Annotated in this window: 13 protein-coding genes; 6 read left to right on the plus strand and 7 right to left on the minus strand. The window is 73.0% G+C overall.

Annotated features, from left to right (window positions below; all coding sequences use genetic code 11):
- The 4 genes from ABZZ20_RS32820 to fabG all read right to left on the minus strand — a co-directional run.
- Nucleotides 1-8,153, minus strand: an 8,153-nt coding sequence (locus ABZZ20_RS32820) for an SDR family NAD(P)-dependent oxidoreductase (RefSeq protein WP_356875979.1), incomplete at its 3' end; no start/stop codon positions are given.
- Between the two features lie 298 nt (nucleotides 8,154-8,451).
- Nucleotides 8,452-10,233, minus strand: coding sequence for an acyltransferase domain-containing protein (locus ABZZ20_RS32825; protein WP_356875981.1), 1,782 nt, complete (start codon nucleotides 10,231-10,233; stop codon nucleotides 8,452-8,454).
- Between the two features lie 173 nt (nucleotides 10,234-10,406).
- On the minus strand, nucleotides 10,407-11,387 hold the full coding sequence (locus tag ABZZ20_RS32830) for an aromatase/cyclase (RefSeq protein WP_356875983.1): 981 nt from the start codon (nucleotides 11,385-11,387) through the stop codon (nucleotides 10,407-10,409).
- A 21-nt stretch (nucleotides 11,388-11,408) separates the two neighbouring features.
- Nucleotides 11,409-12,194 (minus strand): 3-oxoacyl-ACP reductase FabG, encoded by a 786-nt coding sequence (fabG, locus tag ABZZ20_RS32835; RefSeq protein ID WP_356875985.1) that lies wholly within the window; start codon nucleotides 12,192-12,194, stop codon nucleotides 11,409-11,411.
- A gap of 215 nt (nucleotides 12,195-12,409) precedes the next feature.
- Between fabG and ABZZ20_RS32840 the strand changes: the two genes are divergently transcribed.
- The 3 genes from ABZZ20_RS32840 (at nucleotide 12,410) to ABZZ20_RS32850 (ending at nucleotide 14,842) form a co-directional block, all read left to right on the plus strand.
- Nucleotides 12,410-12,862 (plus strand): nuclear transport factor 2 family protein, encoded by a 453-nt coding sequence (locus ABZZ20_RS32840; protein ID WP_356875987.1) that lies wholly within the window; start codon nucleotides 12,410-12,412, stop codon nucleotides 12,860-12,862.
- Nucleotides 12,863-12,993: 131 nt separating this feature from the next.
- Nucleotides 12,994-14,070 (plus strand): serine hydrolase domain-containing protein, encoded by a 1,077-nt coding sequence (locus ABZZ20_RS32845; RefSeq protein WP_356875989.1) that lies wholly within the window; start codon nucleotides 12,994-12,996, stop codon nucleotides 14,068-14,070.
- A gap of 4 nt (nucleotides 14,071-14,074) precedes the next feature.
- Nucleotides 14,075-14,842: an SDR family oxidoreductase gene (locus ABZZ20_RS32850; protein ID WP_356875991.1), complete on the plus strand. Its 768-nt coding sequence runs from the start codon at nucleotides 14,075-14,077 to the stop codon at nucleotides 14,840-14,842.
- A gap of 76 nt (nucleotides 14,843-14,918) precedes the next feature.
- On the opposite strand, the gene ABZZ20_RS32855 is transcribed toward ABZZ20_RS32850, so the two are convergent.
- A complete protein-coding gene (locus tag ABZZ20_RS32855) occupies nucleotides 14,919-15,791 on the minus strand; it encodes a methyltransferase domain-containing protein (protein ID WP_356875993.1) in 873 nt (290 codons plus the stop codon).
- Between the two features lie 259 nt (nucleotides 15,792-16,050).
- On the opposite strand from ABZZ20_RS32855, the gene ABZZ20_RS32860 reads away from it, so the two are divergent.
- The 3 genes from ABZZ20_RS32860 to ABZZ20_RS32870 are packed head-to-tail and all read left to right on the plus strand — an operon-like array spanning nucleotide 16,051 to nucleotide 18,231.
- On the plus strand, nucleotides 16,051-16,485 hold the full coding sequence (locus ABZZ20_RS32860) for an ester cyclase (RefSeq protein ID WP_356875995.1): 435 nt from the start codon (nucleotides 16,051-16,053) through the stop codon (nucleotides 16,483-16,485).
- A gap of 1 nt (nucleotide 16,486) precedes the next feature.
- The gene (locus tag ABZZ20_RS32865; protein WP_356875996.1) at nucleotides 16,487-17,326 is read left to right on the plus strand and encodes an NAD(P)H-binding protein; all 840 of its coding nucleotides are present in this window, start codon (nucleotides 16,487-16,489) and stop codon (nucleotides 17,324-17,326) included.
- Between the two features lie 35 nt (nucleotides 17,327-17,361).
- On the plus strand, nucleotides 17,362-18,231 hold the full coding sequence (locus tag ABZZ20_RS32870; protein ID WP_356875998.1) for an NmrA/HSCARG family protein: 870 nt from the start codon (nucleotides 17,362-17,364) through the stop codon (nucleotides 18,229-18,231).
- An 80-nt stretch (nucleotides 18,232-18,311) separates the two neighbouring features.
- Here ABZZ20_RS32870 and ABZZ20_RS32875 read toward each other — a convergent pair whose 3' ends face one another.
- Nucleotides 18,312-19,241, minus strand: coding sequence for an MBL fold metallo-hydrolase (locus ABZZ20_RS32875; protein WP_356876000.1), 930 nt, complete (start codon nucleotides 19,239-19,241; stop codon nucleotides 18,312-18,314).
- Nucleotides 19,238-19,705 (minus strand): ester cyclase, encoded by a 468-nt coding sequence (locus ABZZ20_RS32880; RefSeq protein ID WP_356876002.1) that lies wholly within the window; start codon nucleotides 19,703-19,705, stop codon nucleotides 19,238-19,240. The genes ABZZ20_RS32875 and ABZZ20_RS32880 overlap by 4 nt, the downstream gene beginning before the upstream one ends.
- Nucleotides 19,706-19,707 lie beyond the last annotated feature (2 nt).

The following is a 19,707-nucleotide window of genomic DNA, read 5'->3' on the forward strand; positions in this document are numbered from 1 at the left end:
GGATGATCACCCTCCTCCCCCGCCAACACCTCACGCACCGACCAACCCGTGAACGGACGCAACGCCCCATCACACGCATCGACCGCCTGCCGGAAGACCCCACTCTCCGCCAACAGCGCACGACCCATACCCACCCACTGGCTGCCCTGACCCGGGAAGACGAACACCACCTTGCCCCGGCGGGCGGCCGAACCCGTCACCACCGCATCGTGGGAAACCCCCTCGGCCAGCGCCCGCAGCGCCTCCACCAGAGCAGCAGAGTCCGCAGCGACCACACTCGCCCGTGACTCGAAATGCGAACGGTGACGAGCAGCCGTCACCGCCACATCAGCCACCGAAACCTCGGAACGACCCTCCAGCCAGTCCGCCCAACGACCCGCCTGCTCCCGCAGCGCAACCTCGTCACGACCGGACACGACCACCGGGTACGACGACGCGGTCACCTCCGTCTTTGTCTCCGTCTCCGTCTCCGGGGCAGCGGCCGGGGGTTCCTCGATGACGACGTGCGCGTTCGTACCGCTCAGACCGAACGCGGAGACGCCCGCGCGGCGCGGACGCGACAGGTCCCGCTCCCACGGCGTGAGCGAGTCGACGACCCGGACCGGGAGTTCGTCCCAGGCGATGTTCGGGTTGCGCGGTGAGCTGTTGAGGGTCGCCGGAAGGGCGTCCTGCCGGAAGGAGGCGAGCATCTTGCAGACGCCCGCGACCCCGGCCGCCGACTCCAGGTGCCCTATGACGCTCTTGGCCGTGCCCAGTCCGAGTTCGCGCCCCGGCGTACGGCCTTCGCCGTAGACCGCGGCGAGCGCCTGCACCTCGATCGGGTCGCCCAGCGAGGTGCCCGTGCCGTGGCATTCGACGTAGTCGACGTCGGCGGGTGCGAGGCCGGCCGATTCGAGGGCGGTACGGATGACCTTCTGCTGGGAGGTGCCGTTGGGTGCGGTGATGCCGCTGCTGGCGCCGTCGTGGTTGATGGCGGTCGCCCGGATGACGCCGAGGACCGTCCGGTTCTGCGCCTGCGCGTCCGAGAGCCGCATCAGGGCGAGGATGCCGACGCCCTCGCCGCGGCCGTAACCGTCCGCCTCGGCGGAGAAGGTCTTGCTGCGGCCGTCCGGGGCCAGCGCGTGCGAGCGGCTGAGCGCGATGAACGCGCCCGGGTCGGCGAGCACCTGGACGCCACCGGCCAGGGCGAGTTCGCACTCGTCGCTGCGCAGCGCCTCGCAGGCCAGGTGCAGGGCGACCAGGGACGAGGAGCAGGCGGTGTCGACGGACAGCGCCGGGCCCTGGAGGCCGAGGTGGTAGGAGAGACGGCCCGCGTTGAAGCTGGGCAGCGTGCCGGTCAGCGTGTAGGTGTCGGGCGCCCCGCCCTGCCGGTACTTGCCGTACTCCCCGACGCCTGCGCCGACGAAGACGCCCGTACGGGAGTCGCGCAGCTCCCGGGGCCGGATCCCGGCGTCTTCGAGGGAGGTCCAGGCCGCTTCGAGGAGCAGGCGGTGCTGGGGGTCCATCGGCTCGGCCTCGCGCGGGCTGATGCCGAAGAAGGCCGCGTCGAAGTGGGACACGTCGTCGAGGAAGGAGGCGTGGCGGGCGTACGTACGGCCTTCCGCGTCCGGGTCGGCGTCGTAGAAGGCGTCGATGTCGAAGCGGTCCGCGGGCACGGTGGTGACGGTGTCGCGGCCTTCGGCGAGGACGGTCCACAGACTGTCGAGGTCGTGGGCTCCGCCGGGCATGCGCAGGCCGACGCCGACGATGGCGAGCGGCTCGTCCGTACGGCGGCCGGCGGGCCGGTCGCCGTGACGGTCGTCCTGCCGGGCCCGCGGGGCGGCGGGGGCGAGTGCGGCGAGCAGCCATGCGGTGGCGGTGTTCAGGTTCGGGCAGTCGAACACCAGCGTCTTGGGCGTGGTGACGGCGGTGCGCTTCTGGACGCGGCCGGCGAAGTCGATGGACATCATCGAGTCGAAGCCCAGGTCCTTGAACCCGCGTTCCGGGTCGAGGGAATCGGGGTTCTTGACGCCGAGCACGGCGGCGGCCTCGGCGGCGAGCACGGCACGCACGTGGGCTTCGCGGTCCGCTTCGGGCAGGGCCGCGACGTTGCTCAGGAAGGCGTTCGTACCGTCGGCGGCGGTGACCGGTGCGCTGCGCGCCTCCAGAGCGGCGCGGGCCTCGGGGACCTCGTCGAGGAAACGGCGCGGGCGGGCTTCGGTGTAGCCGGCGGCGGCCCGCTTCCAGTCGATGTCGGCGACGACCAGGGAACGGCCGCAGGCCAGCGCCGCGTCCAGTGCCGTCAGGGCGCGGGGGACGGCCATGGGGGCGAGTCCGGCGGCGCGCAACTGGGCTTCGGCGGCGCCGTGCGTCATGCCGCCGTCGGCCCAGGGCCCCCAGGCGAGGCTGAGGGCCGGGACGCCGTCAGCCCGCAGGGTTTCGGCGAAGGCGTCGAGGGCGGCGTTGGCCATGGCGTAGTTGGCCTGGCCGAGGTTGCCGAGGACCCCGACGACGGAGGAGTAGAGGACGAACGCGTCGAGGTCGTGTCCGCGGGTGAGTTCGGCCAGCAGGCGCGCCGCGCCGAGCTTGGGGGCCGCGGCGGCGGCGAGGGCCCCGGTGTCGAGCCGGTCCAGGAGCCGGTCGTCGAGGATGCCCGCGGTGTGGAAGACGGCGCGCAGCGGCGGCTGTTGGGCGTCGAGGTCGGCCAGGAGTCGCTGGGTCTGCTGTCGATCGGTGAGGTCGCAGGCGGCGAGCGTGACGCGGGCGCCGGCGGATTCGAGGCGGGCGGTGAGCTCGGCCGCCCCTGCGGCTGCGGAGCCGCGCCGGGAGACGAGGACGAGGTGTTCGGCGCCGCGCTCGGCGAGCCGCTGGGCGAGGTGGCCGGCGAGGGCGCCGCTGCCGCCGGTGATCAGGACGGTGCCGCGGGGGGTCCAGGGGGTGGTGGCCGGCGGGGTGGTGCGGCGCAGCCTGCGGACGTACTGGCCGGTGGGGCGCAGCGCGAGGTGCTCCTCGCCGGCGGTGGCGGTGGTGACGGCGGCGACGAGCCGCGGGGCCGCGGCGCGGGCCTGTGCGGGGTCGGCGGGCAGGTCGACGAGGCCGCCCCAGCGGGCGCCGTGTTCCAGGGCGACGACGTGGCCCAGGCCCCAGGCGAGGGCCTGCTCGGGGCGGGGGGCGGGATCGGCCGGTTCGGCGTGGACCGCGCCCTGGGTGACGAGCCAGAGCGGGGCGCGGACGGCGGCGTCGCCGAGGGCCTGGACGAGGGCCAGGGTCTGGGCGGCGCCGGTGGTGGTGGCCGGGTGGACGGGGTGCGCGGTGGTGTCGGCGGGGGTGAGGGCGAGTACGCCGGCGAGGGGCTCACCGCCGAGTTCCGCGGTGACCCCGGCGAGCAGGTCCCCGTAGGCGGCGCGCTCGTCGTGGGCCGGCAGGTGGTGGACGGTCGCACCGCCGGCGGCGAACGCCTCGGCAACGGCACGCACGAGGTCGCGCTCCGCAGCGGGGGCGACCAACACCCAATGACCGCGAACGGCGCCCGGGCCTGCGCCAGCCGGACTGGCGGCAGTCGGACCAGTGGGGGCCGGAACCGCGGCGGCCGGGCTGGTGGGGGACGGGCTGGTGGGGGACGGGGCTGCGGGGGGCTCCTGGGTGGGTTCCCAGGTCTGCTCGTAGAGCCAGTCGGCGATGGTGTCCGCGTGGTCCTGGCGTTCGCGCCAGGCGGCGAGGTGGGGCAGCAGGGCGGCGACGGCGGTGCTGTCGGTCACGCTGTCGGTGACGCCGAGGAGTTCGGCGACGCGGTCCGCGGCGCCGCTGCCGACGGCCTGCCACAGGGCCTCGTCGGCGCCGGGCCGGCCGCGGCGGGCCCGGTCGGGGGCGTCGATCCAGTACCGCTCGCGCTGGAAGGCGTACGTGGGCAGGTCGGTGACGGTGGCGGAGGTGTTCGCGAACACCTTGCACCAGTCGACGTCCTGGCCGCTGGCGTGGAGCGCGCCGAGGGCCTGGACGAGGGTGCGGGCCTCGTCGCTGCCGTCGGCCCGCTGGGAGGCGATGAAGGGGGCCTCGCGCTCGATGCAGCCGGCGCCCATCGCGGACAGCACGGCGGCGGGGCCGCATTCGAGGTAGCGGGCGATGCCCGCCCCCTCCAGGGTGGCCATGGAGTCGAGGAAACGCACGGTGTCGCGGACCTGGCGGACCCAGTACTCCGGCGCGCGCATGCCCTCGCCCGCAGCGAGGTCCGGGCCCGTCCAGGCGCCGGTGACGGTGGAGACGAGCGGGATCCGCGGGGCTTCGAACGTGCACTGCCGCGCCACGTCCAGGTAGGCGTCGAGCATCCCGTCCATGTGCGGGCTGTGGAAGGCGTGGGAGACCTCCAGCCGGCGGGTGCGTCGTCCCCGGCCGCGGAAGTGGCCGACGACGGTTGCCACGGCCGCTTCGTCGCCGCTGATCACCGTCTGTCGGGGGCCGTTGAGTCCGGCGACCGAGATCCGGCCGTCCACGCCCGCGAGGACGTCGAGCACCTCGGCTTCGGACGCCTCGACGGACGCCATGGCTCCGCCCTGCTCGCAGGCCTGCATCAGGCGGCCGCGGGCGGCCACGAGGCGGGCCGCGTCGGAGAGGCCGAGCATGCCGGCCGCGTGGGCAGCCGCGAGCTCGCCGACCGAGTGGCCGGCCAGCACCCGCGGTTCGACCCCCCAGGCCTGCCACTGGCGGAACAGGGCGACCTCGACGGCGAACAAGGCGGGCTGGGTGAACTCGGTCTCGTGGACGAATGCTCCGTCGGCGCCCTTGGGGTCGGCGAACAGAACGGCGACCAGGGGCATCCGCAGGTGGCGGTCGAGTTCCGCGCACACCTCGTCGAAGGCCTGGCGGAAGACGGGGAAGGCGCCGTACAGCGTGCGTCCCATGGCGAGCCGCTGGCTGCCCTGACCGGTGAAGAGCACGGCCAGATCGCCCTGGCGGGCGGTGCCCTCGGTCAGTACCGGGTGCGGCGCGCCCTGGGCCAGGGCCCGCAGGGCCTCGGCCGCCTCGGGGGCGGAGCTCGCGACGGCGACGGCGCGGTGTTCGAGGTGGGAGCGGCGGCCTGCGGCGGTGTACGCGACGTCGAGCAGGGTGGTGGCGTTGGCGCCGGCCAGCCGGTCCGCGAGCCGTGCGGCGTTCGCGGCGAGGGCCTCGGCGCTCTTGCCGGAGACGGTCACGGCGACGGGTGCGGTGACGGCGGGGCTCTGGCGGCGGCCGGTGACGGCACCCCAGTCGACGTCGAAGCCCTCGCACCACAGCCGGGCCGCGACTTCTTCGAGGGAGCGGCGGGCAGGACGGTCGCGGCGGCCGGTGACCAACACCATGGACGTGCCGGGGGCCGGCACCTGGGCCCGGGCGGCGCCCGAGACGTCGCCGCCTGCGGTAGCTGCGGGGCCTGCGGTACGTGCGGTGACGGCTTCGGCGCGTGCGGTCAGGGTGCGCTTGAGGGAGTGCCGGGCGACCGGGTGCGGGGCGATCTCGACGATGGCCAGGCCGCGTTCGTCGGCGAGCGCGGTGACGGCCTCGGCGATCAGCATGGGCGCGCACATGTTGCGGGCCCAGTAGGCGGCGTCGAGGCCGGTGCCGTCGGTGAAGCCGTTGGTGACGGTCGACCAGAAGGGGATGGCGGCGGCGCGGGTGCGCAGGGTGCCCAGGCGGCGTTCCAGTTCGGGGGCGAGGTCGGTGAGCTGCTCGCTGTGCGAGGCGTAGTCGATGTGGACGCGCTGGCAGCGCACTCCCGACCCGGCGAGTTCGCGTTCCAGGGCGGCCACCGCGTCCAGCGGCCCGGACAGGGCGGTCTGGCCGGGGGCGAGGTGTCCGGCGAGGGAGAGCCTGCCGGCGTGCCGGGTGACGAGCTCGCGGGCCTGCTCCAGCGGGAGTTCGCAGACGAGGAGTGCGCCGTGGCCGCTGGCGCGTTCGGCGATGAGCTGCGACCAGGTGCCGATGAGTCGGGCGCCCTCGGTCAGCGGCAGGGCTCCGGCGACGACGGCGGCGGCAACCTCTCCGATGCTCTGGCCGAAGACGGTGCCCGGTTCCAGACCCCAGGCTTCCAGGGTGCGGGCGAGGGCGACCTGGACGGCGAACAGGACGGGCTGGACGACGTCGGTGCGGTCCAGCCGGGAGCTGTCGGGCCCGGCGAGCAGTTCCTCGGTGACGGACCAACCGGTGACGGGGAGGAGGGCGGTGTCGCAGGCGTCGAGGGCGGCCCGGAAGGCGGGTTCGGCGAGCAGGTCGCGCCCCATGCCGAGCCACTGGGAACCGTGGCCGGAGAAGAAGAAGGCGAGTGCGGGGCGGGTGCCGGGGGTGCGCGGGGTGCGGGTGTCGAGGCGTTCGCGCAGCGCGCCGGCGAGTTCGTCGGGGTGCGTGACTGCGGCGACGATCCGCTGGGCGCCGGTGCCGCGGGAGAGGATTTCGGGCACGTACCAGCCGAGGCCGCTGCGGGCGCGGGCGGTCAGGGCCTCGGCGGCCCCGCGCAGGTTCTCGTCGGTGTCGGCGGCCAGCGGCACGAGCAGGCGCCGCCGGTAGGGGGCCTCTTCGAGGGCGATGTGGGCGTTGGTGCCGCCGAAGCCGAAGCCGCTGACGCCGGCGTACCGGCGGCCGGTCCGGGGCCACGGGCGGCGGTCGGCGACGACTTCGAGGCGGTTCGCGGCGAAGTCGATGTGCGGGTTGGGGTTCTCGAAGTGGAGGCTGGCGGGGAGTTCGCCGTGGTGCAGGGCGAGGGCGGTCTTCATGAGGCCGACGACGCCCGCGGCGGGTTCCAGGTGGCCGAAGTTGGTCTTGGCCGAGCCGATCCGCAGGGGTTCCTCGCGGCCTTCGGCGAAGACGGTGCCCAGGGCCTCGGCCTCGATGGGGTCGCCGAGGAGGGTGCCGGTGCCGTGGGCCTCGACGTACGAGACGTGGCGCGGGGCGACCGCGGCGTCCTGCCAGGCGGCGCGCAGCACCTCGGCCTGGGCCTGCGGGTTGGGGGCGGTGAGGCCGTTGGAGGCGCCGTCGTTGTTGACTGCGCTGCCGCGGATGACGGCGTAGACGCGGTCGCCGGCGGCCAGCGCGTCGGAGAGGCGGCGCAGGACGACGATGCCGCAGCCCTCGCCTCGTACGTAGCCGCCGGCGTCGGCGTCGAAGGCGCGGCACTGACCGTCGGGGTTCATGCCGCCGAACTTCGTCATGGCGACGGTGGTGTTCGGGCTGAGCATGATGTTGACGCCGCCGGCGAGGGCGAGGTCGGACTCGCCGGAGCGCAGGCTCTGGACGGCGAGGTGGGTGGCGGTCAGCGAGGAGCTGCAGGCGGTGGCGACGGCGAGGGCGGGGCCGTGCAGGCCGAGGGTGTAGGCGATGCGGGCGGGAATGATCGAGTTGTCCCAGCCGACGGCGGAGTGGGTCTCGATGTTCTCCGGGTCGGCGCCGGTGGCCAGGTGGTACTCCTGCGCCATGGTGCCGATGAACACCCCGGTACGGCTGCCCGCGAGGTCGTCGTGGACGATCCGGGCGTCCTCGATCGCGGCCCACGCGGTTTCGAGGGCCATCCGCTGCTGCGGGTCCATCTGGCGGGCTTCGGCCGGCGAAATGCGGAACAGTTCGGCGTCGAAGCCGGCGACGTCGTCGAGGAAGCCGCCCCAGCGGGTGGTCATGCGGCCGGGGGCGCGGGGGTCCGGGTCGAGCCATTCGTCGGCGTTCCAGCGGTCGCGGGGGACCTCGCGTACGGCGTCGACGCCGTCGAGGAGGCTCTGCCACAGCTCGTGGGGGGTCTCGATCCCGCCGGGCAGCCGGCAGCCGAGGCCGACGACGGCGACGGGCTCCTGTGCGCGGGCGCGACTAAGGGTGCGGGCGGACCCGACGCCGGGCGCCGCGGACCGTGCGTCGCCCGCGAGGTGGCCGGCGAGCGCGGCAACGGTGGGGTACTGCCAGGCGGCCCAGGCCGGGACGGGGCGCCCCAGCCACGTGGACAGCCGGGCGAGCAGGGACAGGATGCGTACGGAGTCCAGTCCGATGTCGCGCAGGGGGAGGGTCGTGTCGACGGCCTCCGGGGTCACTTCGAGCAGTTCGGCGACGGCGCTGCGCAGCACGTGGGCGATGCCGTCGGCGGTCACGGCGCCGGTCTCCGGGCCGGACGTGGTGTCGGCCTGGGCGGAACCCTTGTCGCTGCTCACCTTGGCAAAGCTCATCTGCACTTCCCTGAAGCTCGATGCCGGTCCGAGCCGGATCACCCGATGGCGGAAAGGGCCGCCCCGCGCACGGCGGTCGGCCCACGTCCCTGTGACCTGTCGGTCGCCGGCCCTGGTGGTCGGCCCCGTTCGTGCAAGCCGATCGCCGTCCACCCGGGCTGACCCGGTTACCCACCCTCACCGCGGGCTCTGGAGGTGAGCTTGAGGCGGAGCGGACCGCGCCGGTGGGCGGACCGCGCCGGTGGGCGGCCCGCGCCAGTGGGCGGCCCACCCCGCGGGACGGGCCGGCGCGACGGGTCTAGCCGCCGGTGTGCGCGGCGGCGGACGCGTCCCCGGCCAGCGCCCCGACCAGCGCCCCGGCCAGCGCCTCCTGCGGGTCCCGGCCGGCGCGCAGCGCGTCGATGGCGGTGGCCGTCCGCGTGAGCGTCCCCCACTCGTAGATCTGGCGCAGCGTCGGCTCGACGGCGAAGGCGCGCGTGATGCGCAGGATCAGGCGGCTGGCCAGCAGTGAGGTGCCGCCGATCTCGAAGAACGAGACGTCTCGGGGGAGTTCCTCGGTCTTCAGCAGCCGGGCCCACAGGGCGTGCAGCTCCTGCTCGGTGGCGCTGGGCCCGTCCTCGACGGTGCGGGCCGGGCCAGGCACGGTCGGGACCGCCGGGGCAGCCGGAGTGGTGGGGGTGGTGGGGCCCTCGGTGGCGAGGGCCTTAGCCGGGAAGACCGTCCAGTCCACCGCGCCGCCGGCCAGCCACAACCGGCCCAGTGCCTCTAGGGCGAGGGAGGTGTCGCAGCGGCGCTCCCGCGGGTCGCGCATCGAGGCGACGACGGAGCCGGTGGCGTGGCCGCGGACGTCGGCGGCCAGGCCGCTGAGCGTCCGGCCGGGTCCGGCCTCCAGCAGGACGTGGTCCTCGCCGACGGCGCGCAGGCAGTCGGCGAAGCGGACCGGGCCGAGGAGGTGACGGGCCCAGTAGCCGGGGTCGGTGGCCTGCTCGTCGGTGACGAGCACGCCGGTCAGGTTCGAGAGGTACGGGACGCTCGGCGCGTTCAGCCTCAGGGTCCGTACGAGCTCGGTCAGCCGGTCCGCGATCGGCTCCATCATCCTGGAGTGGAAGGCGTGCGTGGTGCTGACGCGGCGGTGCGCGACGTCACGGGTGCGCAGGGAGGTCTCCAGCGCAGCGATGTCCTCCTCTGGTCCCGCCACCACGCAGGAGTCGGCGCCGTTGACGGCGGAGAGGGAGAGGTGAGGGCCGAGCAGCGCGCACACGTCCGGCTCCGGCAGCGTGACGGCGAGCGCGGCGCCCGGCGGCAGCGCGTCGATGAGGGCGGCGCGGTGAGCGACGAGGGTCAGGGCGTCCTTGAGGGAGAGCACGCCGGCCAGCGTCGCGGCGACGTACTCGCCCAGGCCGTAGCCGGTCAGGACGGCCGGGCGGGCGCCCCAGCTGTACCAGAGTCCGGCGAGGGCGTACTCGATGACGAAGAGCGCGGGTTGGGCCAGCCTCGTGGCGTTCAGCCGGCGCTCCTCGGGGCTCGTCGGCCCGCGGTGGTGGCCGCTGTCGTGGCCGCTGTCGTGGCGCAGGTCCGTGCCGTACGTCGGGGCCGTGCGGGGGACGGCGACCGGATCGGCAGTGGTCGGATCGAGCGTGGGCGGGAAGATCACCTCGCGGATGTCCAGGCCGAGTTCGGGGGCCAGCAGCTCGGCGCAGCGGTCAACCTCGGCGCGGAAGACCGGGAAGTCGCGGTACAGGTCGCGGCCCATGCCGAGGGAGTGGCCGCCCAGGTCCGGGAAGAGGAAGGCCAGCGGTGCGGCGGTGGCGTCCGTCTCCTCGGCGCCGAGCTCGAACGGGCCCTCGGGGCCGGTCAGGACGGCGCCGCGGTGCGTGCCGGGGCCCGCGCCGACCGTGCGCCGGGTCACCGGGGTGGTGACCGGGGAAGCTCCGGCGGGGGCGCTCCCCAGCGCGGCGAGTCCGGCGTCCAGGGAGGCCCCGTTGGTCCCGCTGACCAGGGCGAGGTGCCACGGGAGCGGTCCGGCCGGCGAACCTGCCGCGGCGTCCCTCTCCTCGGCAGTGATCGTGTTGGGGTTCATACCTCTCCTCGGGTGTGTCGGAAGTGCCTGCGAGCGGCGCTCCTGGGGGCCGGTCGGGCCGGAGCACCGGGCGCCGCAGGAGCACGCAGGAGCACGCAGGACAACCCCGGCCTGGAAGACCGGGGCTGCACGTGGAGGACCGTGGCTGCGCCTGCGTGAGGTGCGACGACGGTTCAGGCGGGACTGGGAGCGTCCAGGACCAGCGGCGCGGACGTGGACTCGGCGTAGGCCTTGGCGAGGTTGAGGGTCGCGGTGCTGTTGCGGCCGAGCGCCTCCCGGACGTAGCGGCGGCATTCGGCGATGCCGGCTTCGGCGCCCAGGACGCGGGTGATGTTCTCCTCGCGCAGCACGACGCTGTGCTGCGAGGTGACGGTCACGCCGGTCTCGTCCTCGACGAGCGACCACTCGCCGGTATGGGCCGACATCAGCAGGGGCGTCGCCGTCTGCTTGTAGACGATCCGCCGGGCGTGCGGGAAGCAGACCCGGACCGATTCGGTGGTGTGGGAGTTGCCGTCGGCGGTCAGGGTGTCCATGGACATGACCTGGACGCCCGGCTCGGGCTCGGTGACGTCGAGGCGCGAGACGTGCGGGACCAGCTTGGGCCAGTGCTGGACGCGGTGCAGGAACTCGTAGGCGCGCTCGGCCGGGCCGTTGACGCGGACGGAGTCCTCGAAGGACATCACGAGGTCGTCGAGGCGCTCCCAGCCCTCGGCGAGCTTCTTGATGTTGCCGAGCTCGGCCCGGCTGTTGGTGTCGGTGGCGCGCTCGACCCAGGAGACGTCGTCGGGGTTGTCGCCGGCGACCGTGAAGTCGTGCAGCAGGACCAGCCGGCTCGCGGCGGCGCCCTGCGGTTCCACGATCCAGGTGCCGCCCATCGACTCCAGCGGCGAGGCCGGGATGTCCTGGCGGAACTCGATGCGGCGCTCCGCGACGTCCAGGGTGCGCCGCGAGGTCCAGGACTTGACCTGGCCGTTGGCGGTGGCCCACATGCGCAGGCGCTCGCGGGAGCCGTCGGACTCCAGCTGTTCGACGTGGACGTTCGGGGGGAAGTACAGCGGCCACTTGGCCGCGTCGGCGATGAGGCCGTAGACCACCCCTGCGGGGGCAGCGAGGGTCACCTCGTGCGTCGTGCGGTGCACACGCTCAGCGGACATCGTTGAATCCTGCTTTCCGGATCAGAAGTTGCCGAGGCCGCCGCAGACGTTGAGCGCCTGCGAGGTGATGGACGAGGCCACGTCGGTGGTCAGGTAGCCGACCAGACCGGCTACCTCCTCGGGGGTGGAGTAGCGGCCGAGCGGGATCTTCGAGGTGAACTTCTGCATGATCTGCTCCTCGGAGGTGTCGTACGCCGCCGCGTAGCCGGAGCGCACGCGCTGGGCCATCGGGGTCTCGACGTATCCGGGGCAGACCGCGTTGACGGTGATGCCGGTGGGGGCGAGCTCGTTCCCGAGTGCCTTGGTGAAGCCGACGACGCCGTGCTTGGAGGCCGAGTAGGGGGCGCCGAGCACCACGCCCTGCTTGCCCGCGGTGGAGGCGATGTTGATGATCCGGCCGTACGGGGCGCCTTCGAGACCGCCGTGCTTGAGCACCTCGCGGGTCAGCAGGAAGACGCTGTTGAGGTTGGTGTTGATGACGTCGTACCAGAGCTCGTCCGTGATGTCGGCGGTCGGGCCGCCACCGCTGCGCCCGGCGTTGTTGACCAGTACGGAGATCGGTCCGAAGGCCTCTACCGCGGCGGCGACGAGCGCCTTGACGGAGGCGGCGTCGCGGACGTCCGCGACCGCACCCTCGACTTCCAGGCCCTCGGCCCGCAGGTCCTCCACCGTCTGCTTGACCTGCTGTTCGGTACGGGCGCAGAGGAAGACGCGGTGGCCGCGGCGGGCGAGATCGCGGACCACGGCGAGTCCGATCCCGCTCGTGCCCCCGGTGACCAGGGCTACCGGCTTCGTCTCTGTCGTCATCGGTTTACCTCCAGAACGGCGTTGATGCTCCGACCGTGTCCTGGCCGCCTCGACGGCCGCACGAACGGCGCTTGAGGGCCGGCAGCGGCGGGGGCGGGGCGGCCAGCGGCGCCGGGGGAACGGCTCCGGGGCGGGCCGATCGGTTTGAGGCGTCTTCGAACCCCGCTCGACCCGCTGCGGTGACGGTGGGGCCACCCACGAGATCGGAGTCCTCCATGACCATCCAGGCCGGCATCGGACAGCAGGCCGCCGCGGCCTTCGGCACGCTCTACGCCGAGGTCCAGCAGTTCTACGCCCACCAGATGCAGCTGCTGGACCTCGGCGAGTCCCAGCGCTGGGCCGAGACGTTCACCGAGGACGCCACCTTCGACGTGCCGACGCTGCCGGAGCCGGTGCGCGGCCGGGCGGGCCTGGTCGCCGCCACCAGCCGCACCGCCGCCCAACTGGCCGAGGCCGGTCAGCGCCACCGCCACTTCATCGGCATGTTCGACGTTTCCGAGCGCCCGGACGCCGCGATCGACGTGCGTTCGTACGCGATCGTCTACGCCTCCACCATCGGCGGTGACTCCCAGGTGCACCGGGTGTGCGTCTGCGAGGACGTGCTGGTCCGCGTCGAGGGCGCCCTCCAGGTCGCGACCCGCCGGGTGACCCGCGACGACCTGGCCTGACCAGCACTCCAGCGGCGCCCCGCCGCACCTCCATCCGGGATGAGCAGGCTCTGGGGCGTACGTGGAACGAACCACTGCACCTCACCACCCGTACATCCCAACCGAACTGCCACCTGTGGAGGTTTGCCGAAATGTCGCAGACGACGATCGCCCGGCCGGAGGTCTCGGCCCTTCAGGAGGCCGTACAGGGCGCAGCGGACCGCCTCGTCGAGGCCGGTGCCGCGGGAGTCCAGTTCCGGGTCGCCCGGGGCGACGACACGTTCGTCGTGACGTCGGGCATCGCCGAGCTGGGCACCGACCGGCCGGTTCCCGAGGACGGGCGCTTCCGCATCTCCTGCATCACCAAGCCGTTCGTGTCGGTCGTGGTGCTGCAGCTCGTCGCCGAGGGCAAGATCGTCCTCGACAACACCGTGGAGAGCTACCTGCCGGGCCTGCTGCCCTACGGCGAGAAGATCACCATCCGCAACCTGATGCAGCACACCAGCGGTCTGTACAACTACATGGACTCGTTCCAGAAGCCGGGCGACCGCTTCCTGCGCGACCGCTACAAGCACTACGAGCCCACCGACCTGATCGCCATCGCGGCGGCCAAGCCGCTGGAGTTCGAGCCGGGCAGCAAGTTCGCGTACTGCAACACGAACTACTTCATCATCGGGCTGCTCATCGAGAAGGTCACCGGCCGCTCGTACCGCGTCGAGATCACCGAGCGCGTCCTGGAGCCGCTGGAGCTGACCGAGACGGTCCTGCCGGGCGACGACCCGAACATCCCGGAGCCGCACGCCCGCGGCTACATGCAGATCGGCGGCCGTCCCGAGGACGTCACGCTGATGAACCCGTCGGAGGCCGGCTGCGCGGGCGAGATCATCTCGACCACCCGTGACCTCGACACCTTCTTCTCGGCCCTGTTCAGCGGCAAGCTGCTGGCGGAGGCGGAGTTCACCGAGATGACCACCCCGCTCCCGGAGGAGATGATCGAGAACCTGCCGATGGGCATCGGTTACGGTCTCGGCATCATGAAGCTGGAGAACGACGCCGACCTCGACCTGTGGGGCCACGGCGCGGGCATCCCCGGCTACGCCACCTTCGCGGCCACCACCCGCGACCTCCAGCACCGCGTCCAGCTGTCGTTCACGATCGGTGACAAGGACTTCGGGCACGACGCGGAGCAGGCCGTCATCCGTGGTGTCAACATCGCGCTGTGCTCCTGAGCCGATGACCACGGACATCCACTCCTCCGTCACGAAGGCCGTCGTCGTCACCGGCGGCGGTACGGGGATCGGCTCGGCGACCGCCCGCGCCTTCGCCGAGGACGGCGCGCACGTACTGGTCGTCGGCCGGGGCGAGGCGACGCTGAAGGAGACCGCGGACGGCCACGAGCGCATCCGGGTGCTCGCGGCGGACGTCCAGGACGACGATGCGCCCGAGCTGATCGTGCAGAGCGCGTTGCGCGCGTTCGGCCGGCTCGACGTGCTGGTCAACAACGCGGCCGTGACTGGCTTCGCGTCCCTGGACGGGCTGGAGCGGGCCTCCGTGCGCGCCCAGCTCGGTACGAACCTGATCGCGCCGGTGTTCTTGACCCGGGCCGCCCTGGACGCCCTGGAGGCGACCGGGGGCACGGTGGTCAACGTCAGCTCGGCGGGCTCGCTGGGGCTGCGCGCCTGGCCGGAGAACTCGGTGTACGGCATGGCCAAGGTCGCCCTCGACTTCCTCACCCGGACCTGGGCCGTGGAACTCGCGCCGCGCGGCATCCGCTCGGTGGGCATCGCTCCGGGCGTGGTGGACACGGGCGTCGGCGTCCGGGCCGGGATGCCCGAGGAGGCCTACCGCGGCTTCCTGGAGCAGATGGCCGGGCGCATCCCCTCGGGCCGGGTCGGCCGGCCCGAGGACATCGCCTGGTGGATCGTCCAGCTGACCCGTCCCGAGGCGGCGTACGCCAACGGCACGGTGCTGGCGGTGGACGGCGCGCTGTCGGTCACCTGACCGGCGCGTCCACGAGCATGCGGAAGGGGCCGCCCGCGCACCGCGCGGGCGGCCCCTTCGCACGTCCGGCCGTGGGTCAGCGCGCGACCTTGGCGGTGACGTAGCGGACCGGGACCTCGATCAGGACCGGGCCGCCGTCGGTGCGCAGCGCGTCCAGGGCGGTGATCAGGCGCTCGCGCAGGGCGGTCGCCTCGGCCTGCGGCAGGTGCTGCCACAGCAGCCGCATGCCCTGCGTGTGCGACCAGTTGACCCAGGCCTCGCCGGATTCGGCCGTCATCAGGACCGGCTCGTCGGTGATCTCGACGTCGGTGAAGCCGGCCTTCTCCAGTGCGGCGGTCAGGTCGCGCGGGTCTTCGAGCCAGGAGTGCAGCTGGCGTCGCAGCTGCTCGGGGTGCCAGGACTCCGGCAGGTACTGGAGCAGCTCGAACGGGATCAGCGGGGTGAAGAGCGGTGGCAGGAAGGGGAAGGTGTCGCGCTCGAAGACGGGGCTCGTGAAGGCGATCCGGCCGCCGTCGGCGAGGAGGTCCGCGTACCGGGCCAGGGCGGCGCGCGCGTCGGGCAGGAAGATGACGCTGTAGCTGCCGAGGGCCAGGTCGAAGGAGCGGGCCGGCAGGTCGGGGTGTTCGCCGTCCATCACGCGCAGTTCGACGTTGGTGATGCCCTGGCGCTCCGCCTCGCGGCCCGCCTCCTCGATCATCGCGTCGGCGATGTCGATGCCCAGGGCGGTGCCGTTCGGGCCGATCAGGCTGGCGGCGGGCAGCAGGGTGGCGCCCAGGCCGCAGCCGATGTCCAGCACCCGCTCCCCCGTGCCCGGCGCGGCCAGTTCGACCAGCCGGCGGCCCATGGGGGTGAAGAACTCCACGCCGAGGCGGTCGTAGGCGGCCGCGGCCCCGTTGAAGGCGGCGGTGACCTTCGTCTTGTAGGTGTCGGTGGCGGTGGCAGTTTCCACATTCAGCTCCGGGGTGCGTCGGGCGGCCGGTCGGCCATGCGCACTCATCGTGCGGGGGGCGGACCGGGTGGTGGTGGAGCAGCCTTCGAGATCCGGTCGAAGACTGCTGCGCACGGCATCGAATTATTTCCCAGAGGACTTCGAAACCCCCTGGTGGTGGGGGCTTTTCGGAAATCCGGAGCTTGTCCGGCCACAGCCTTGCGCCGCAAGATGACAAAGGAACCGGAGAGCTGGAGGAAAATTCCGTGGAGGGAATGCGATGAGCGCCCAGATAGACGCGGTACGCCGCATGGTCGAGGCTTACAACACCGGAAATACCGCGGACGTTGCGGAATACATTCACCCGGATTATCTCAATCCGGCGACCATGGAACACATGGACCTGCGCGGCCCCGATTCGTTCGCCATGGCCGTGAAGTGGCTGCGGATGACCTTCTCCGAGGAAGCGCGCCTGGAAGAGGTGCAGTTGGAGGAGCAGGGCGACTGGGTGCGCGCCTACCTCGTGCTGTACGGCCGCCATGTGGGCGAGCTGGTCGGCATGGCCCCCACCGGCCGGGTCTTCTCCGGCGAGCAGATCCACCTGATCCGCTTCGTCGACGGCAAGATCCGCGACCACCGCGACTGGCCCGACTACCAGGGCACGTACCGTCAGCTCGGCTCCCCGTGGCCCGAGCCGCAGGGCTGGAGGGACTGACATGTTTCTGATCACCGGAGCCACCGGAAAGGTCGGCCGGGAGGCCGTCGACCAGCTGCTCGCGCTGGGTCACCCGGTGCGTGCGCTCAGCCGCACGCCGCAGGAGGCGAACCTGCCCGAGGGCGTCGAGGTCGTGGCGGGCAGCCCCGCCGATCCCGAGTCGCTCGCCGCGGCCTTCGAGGGCGTCACCGCCGCGCTGGTGGTGCTCTCGGGCGACGTGGGCGGCGAGGCGGCCAACGTGGCCGCCGCGGCCCGGGCGGCCGGCACCTCCAAGATCGTGCTGCTCTCCTCGGGCGGCATCGAGCATCCGCTGCCGCACGGGATCGCGGACGAGCACCGGGCTGCCGAGGTGGCGATCGAGGAGTCCGGCGTGCCGTGGACCTTCCTGCGGCCCGGCCCGTTCCACGCCAACACGTCCTGGTGGATCAAGACGGTCCGCGAGAACAGCGCGGTGCGCTGCTGGATCGGCAACAACCCGGGTGCCCCGATCGACGAGTACGACATCGCCTCGGTCGCGGTGGTCGCGCTGACCGAGGAGGGCCACACCGGGAAGTCGTACCTGCTGACCGGTCCCGAGACGCTGAGCTCCGAGGAGCAGGCGCGGATCCTGGGCGAGGTGCTGGGCCGGGAGCTGGAGTTCTCGGTGGCGCCCGCCGAGGAGGTCGTGGCGGTGTTCACCGGGATCACCGGCGACCGTCCGGCCGCCGAAACCAACGTCGCGGCCCTGCACAGCCCCGAGGTGCCGTGGGCCAAGCCCACGTCGGTGGTGCGCGACCTCACGGGGCGCGAACCGCGCCCCTTCCGCGAGTGGGCCGTGGAGAACGCGGCCCTGTTCGGCTGAGCAGCCAGCCGCAATCGAACTTCAGGGGGATTGAGATGAATGACATCCTGGTGACCGGCGCGACCGGTCTGCAGGGCGGCGCGGTGGCCCGTGAGCTGGTGCGCCGCGGCCGGGCCGTGTCCGCTCTGGTGCGTGACCCGTCCTCGGCGCCGGCGCGGGCGCTGGCGGAGCTGGGCGTGAACCTGGTCCGCGGCGACCTCGACGACGAGACTTCCCTGCGGACGGCGTTCGACGGCTTCCACGGCCTGTTCTCCGTACAGAACTTCATGACGCCGGCCGGGCTCGGCGGCGAGGTCCGCCAGGGCCGCGCGCTGGCCCGGGCCGCGAAGGCGGCCGGCATCGGCCACGTGGTGTACAGCTCGGTGGGCGGCGCCGAGCGGCACAGCGGCGTTCCGCACTTCGACTCCAAGCGCGGCATCGAGCGGTACCTGGAGGGGCAGGGCCTGCCCCTGACGGTGCTGCGGCCGACGTTCTTCATGGACAACTTCGCCGCGCACGGTCCGCAGGTGGTCGACGGCACCGTGGTGGTGCAGCTGGCGCTGAAGGCCGACACCCGGGTGCAGTTCATCGCCGTGGACGACATCGGTTTCTTCGCCGCCGAGGCCTTCGACAAGCCGGAGCAGTACGTGGGCCGCGCGGTGGAGATCGCCGGCGACGAGCTGACCGCGGCCGAGGTGGCGCAGGCCTTCGCCGAGCGCAGCGGTCTGCCGGCGCGCTTCGAGGAGCTGCCGCTGGATGCGGTGGCGAACAACCCGTACATCCCCAACGGGCCCGAGATCGCCCTGATGTTCGAGTGGTTCCAGGACCACGGGTACCGGGCGGACATCGCGGCGCTGCGGGCCGAGCACCCGGGGCTGCAGTCCTTCGCGACGTTCCTGAAGGGCATCGACGTCCCCTCCGCCTGACCGGGCGGGCGCACGCACGGACGGGGCCGGAACCGCGGGTGCGGTTCCGGCCCCGTCCGTGTTCCCGTGGCGCGGGGGTCTCAGGCGTGACAGGCGGGCAGGCCGCCGTTGAACCGCGCCATCTCCTGGAAGAGGGCGCCGACGTCCAGCGGCTCGCCGGGGGCCGCGCCGGCCAGCTCGGCGTACGCCCGGTGCAGGTTCGGTACGAGACGTTCCGCGTCCAGCAGGCCGGGCAGCGGGCCCTCGCCCGCTTCGGCGGCGAGTTCGAGCGGGGTCAGGCCGGCCGCGACCCCGCCTTCGGCGAGCCCGGCGATCCAGCGGAAGTAGGCCTCGTTGTCGTCGATCAGCTCCGGCCCGCCGACCGGGCCGTGACCGGGGACCACCGTCTCGGCGCCCAGGGCGCGCAGCCGCTCCATCGCGGCGAGCGAGCCCGCGACCGAGCCCATCAGGCAGAAGGGGGCCGCGTTCGACATCAGCAGGTCACCGGCGAACAGCACCCGTTGTTCCGGCAGCCACACGACGGTGTCGTTGGTGGTGTGCGCGGCCGGCCCCAGGTGCAGCAGTTCGGCCCGTACGCCGCCGACGTGCAGGGTCAGGGCGTCCTTGAAGGTGATGTCCGGGAGGCTGAGTTCCAGGTCCCCCCAGCACACGTCGGGCCACAGGCCGGTCAGGTGGAGTCCCGCCAGGTCCATCATCGTGCGGGTCTGCTCGTGGGCGATCACCACGGCCTCGGGGAAGAGGTAGTTGCCGAAGGTGTGGTCGCCGTGGAAGTGGGTGTTGACGAGGGCGCGCGGCGGCTCGGGGACGATCCGCAGCACCTCGGCCCGCAGACTGCGGGCGCGGCGTTCGGTGGCGACGGTGTCCACGAGCAGGCTCTGCCCGTTCCCGCCGGTGACCAGGCCCGCGTTGTTCAGGCACCAGCCGCCGTCGCCCTGGACGTAGGCGTACACCCCGTCCGCGACCTCCGTGGTGGTGGCATCCGCCACGGCTGCCGGGGCGGCCGGGGTCACAGCACGTCCGCCCCGACGAACTCCAGCTCCTTCAGCATCGGCAGGTAGTTGAAGACGTCGTAGTGCTCGATGATCTGGCCGGCCTCGTCGAAGCGGAGCTCCTCCAGCATGTACCAGGTGACCTTGCGGCCGGTGGGGGCCTTGCCGAAGAACTCGCCGAGGTGGGTGGCGGTCACGGTGATGCGCAGGATGACCCGGTCGTCCTCGGCGACGGCGCTCTTGACGTCCAGGTGGAGGTCGGGGAAGGCGGCGAGGCCGCCCCGCATGGCGCCGATCATCTGCTGGGTGTCGACGGGGCGGTCCTCGGAGAAGTGCCGGATGTCCGGGGCCCAGTGCCTGAGGATGCCGTCCAGGTCCCAGCGGTTCCAGGCGGCGGCGCAGGCGAGTGCGATCTCCTTGTTGCGCTGCTGGACGCTCTGCGTGGCGGTGGCGCCGTCGGTCGTCTCGGTCAGGGTGAGGGACATGG

This window comes from Streptomyces sp. NPDC006430 (assembly GCF_040612395.1).
Taxonomy (GTDB): Bacteria; Actinomycetota; Actinomycetes; order Streptomycetales; family Streptomycetaceae; genus Streptomyces.

Coding starts and splice junctions, on each gene's coding strand:
- fabG (WP_356875985.1), bottom strand. CDS start 12,194: ATGACGACAGAGACGAAGCCGGTAGCCCTGGTCACCGGGGGCACGAGC.
- ABZZ20_RS32870 (WP_356875998.1), top strand. CDS start 17,362: ATGAATGACATCCTGGTGACCGGCGCGACCGGTCTGCAGGGCGGCGCG.
- ABZZ20_RS32865 (WP_356875996.1), top strand. CDS start 16,487: ATGTTTCTGATCACCGGAGCCACCGGAAAGGTCGGCCGGGAGGCCGTC.
- ABZZ20_RS32860 (WP_356875995.1), top strand. CDS start 16,051: ATGAGCGCCCAGATAGACGCGGTACGCCGCATGGTCGAGGCTTACAAC.
- ABZZ20_RS32845 (WP_356875989.1), top strand. CDS start 12,994: ATGTCGCAGACGACGATCGCCCGGCCGGAGGTCTCGGCCCTTCAGGAG.
- ABZZ20_RS32830 (WP_356875983.1), bottom strand. CDS start 11,387: ATGTCCGCTGAGCGTGTGCACCGCACGACGCACGAGGTGACCCTCGCT.
- ABZZ20_RS32850 (WP_356875991.1), top strand. CDS start 14,075: ATGACCACGGACATCCACTCCTCCGTCACGAAGGCCGTCGTCGTCACC.
- ABZZ20_RS32840 (WP_356875987.1), top strand. CDS start 12,410: ATGACCATCCAGGCCGGCATCGGACAGCAGGCCGCCGCGGCCTTCGGC.
- ABZZ20_RS32825 (WP_356875981.1), bottom strand. CDS start 10,233: ATGAACCCCAACACGATCACTGCCGAGGAGAGGGACGCCGCGGCAGGT.
- ABZZ20_RS32880 (WP_356876002.1), bottom strand. CDS start 19,705: ATGTCCCTCACCCTGACCGAGACGACCGACGGCGCCACCGCCACGCAG.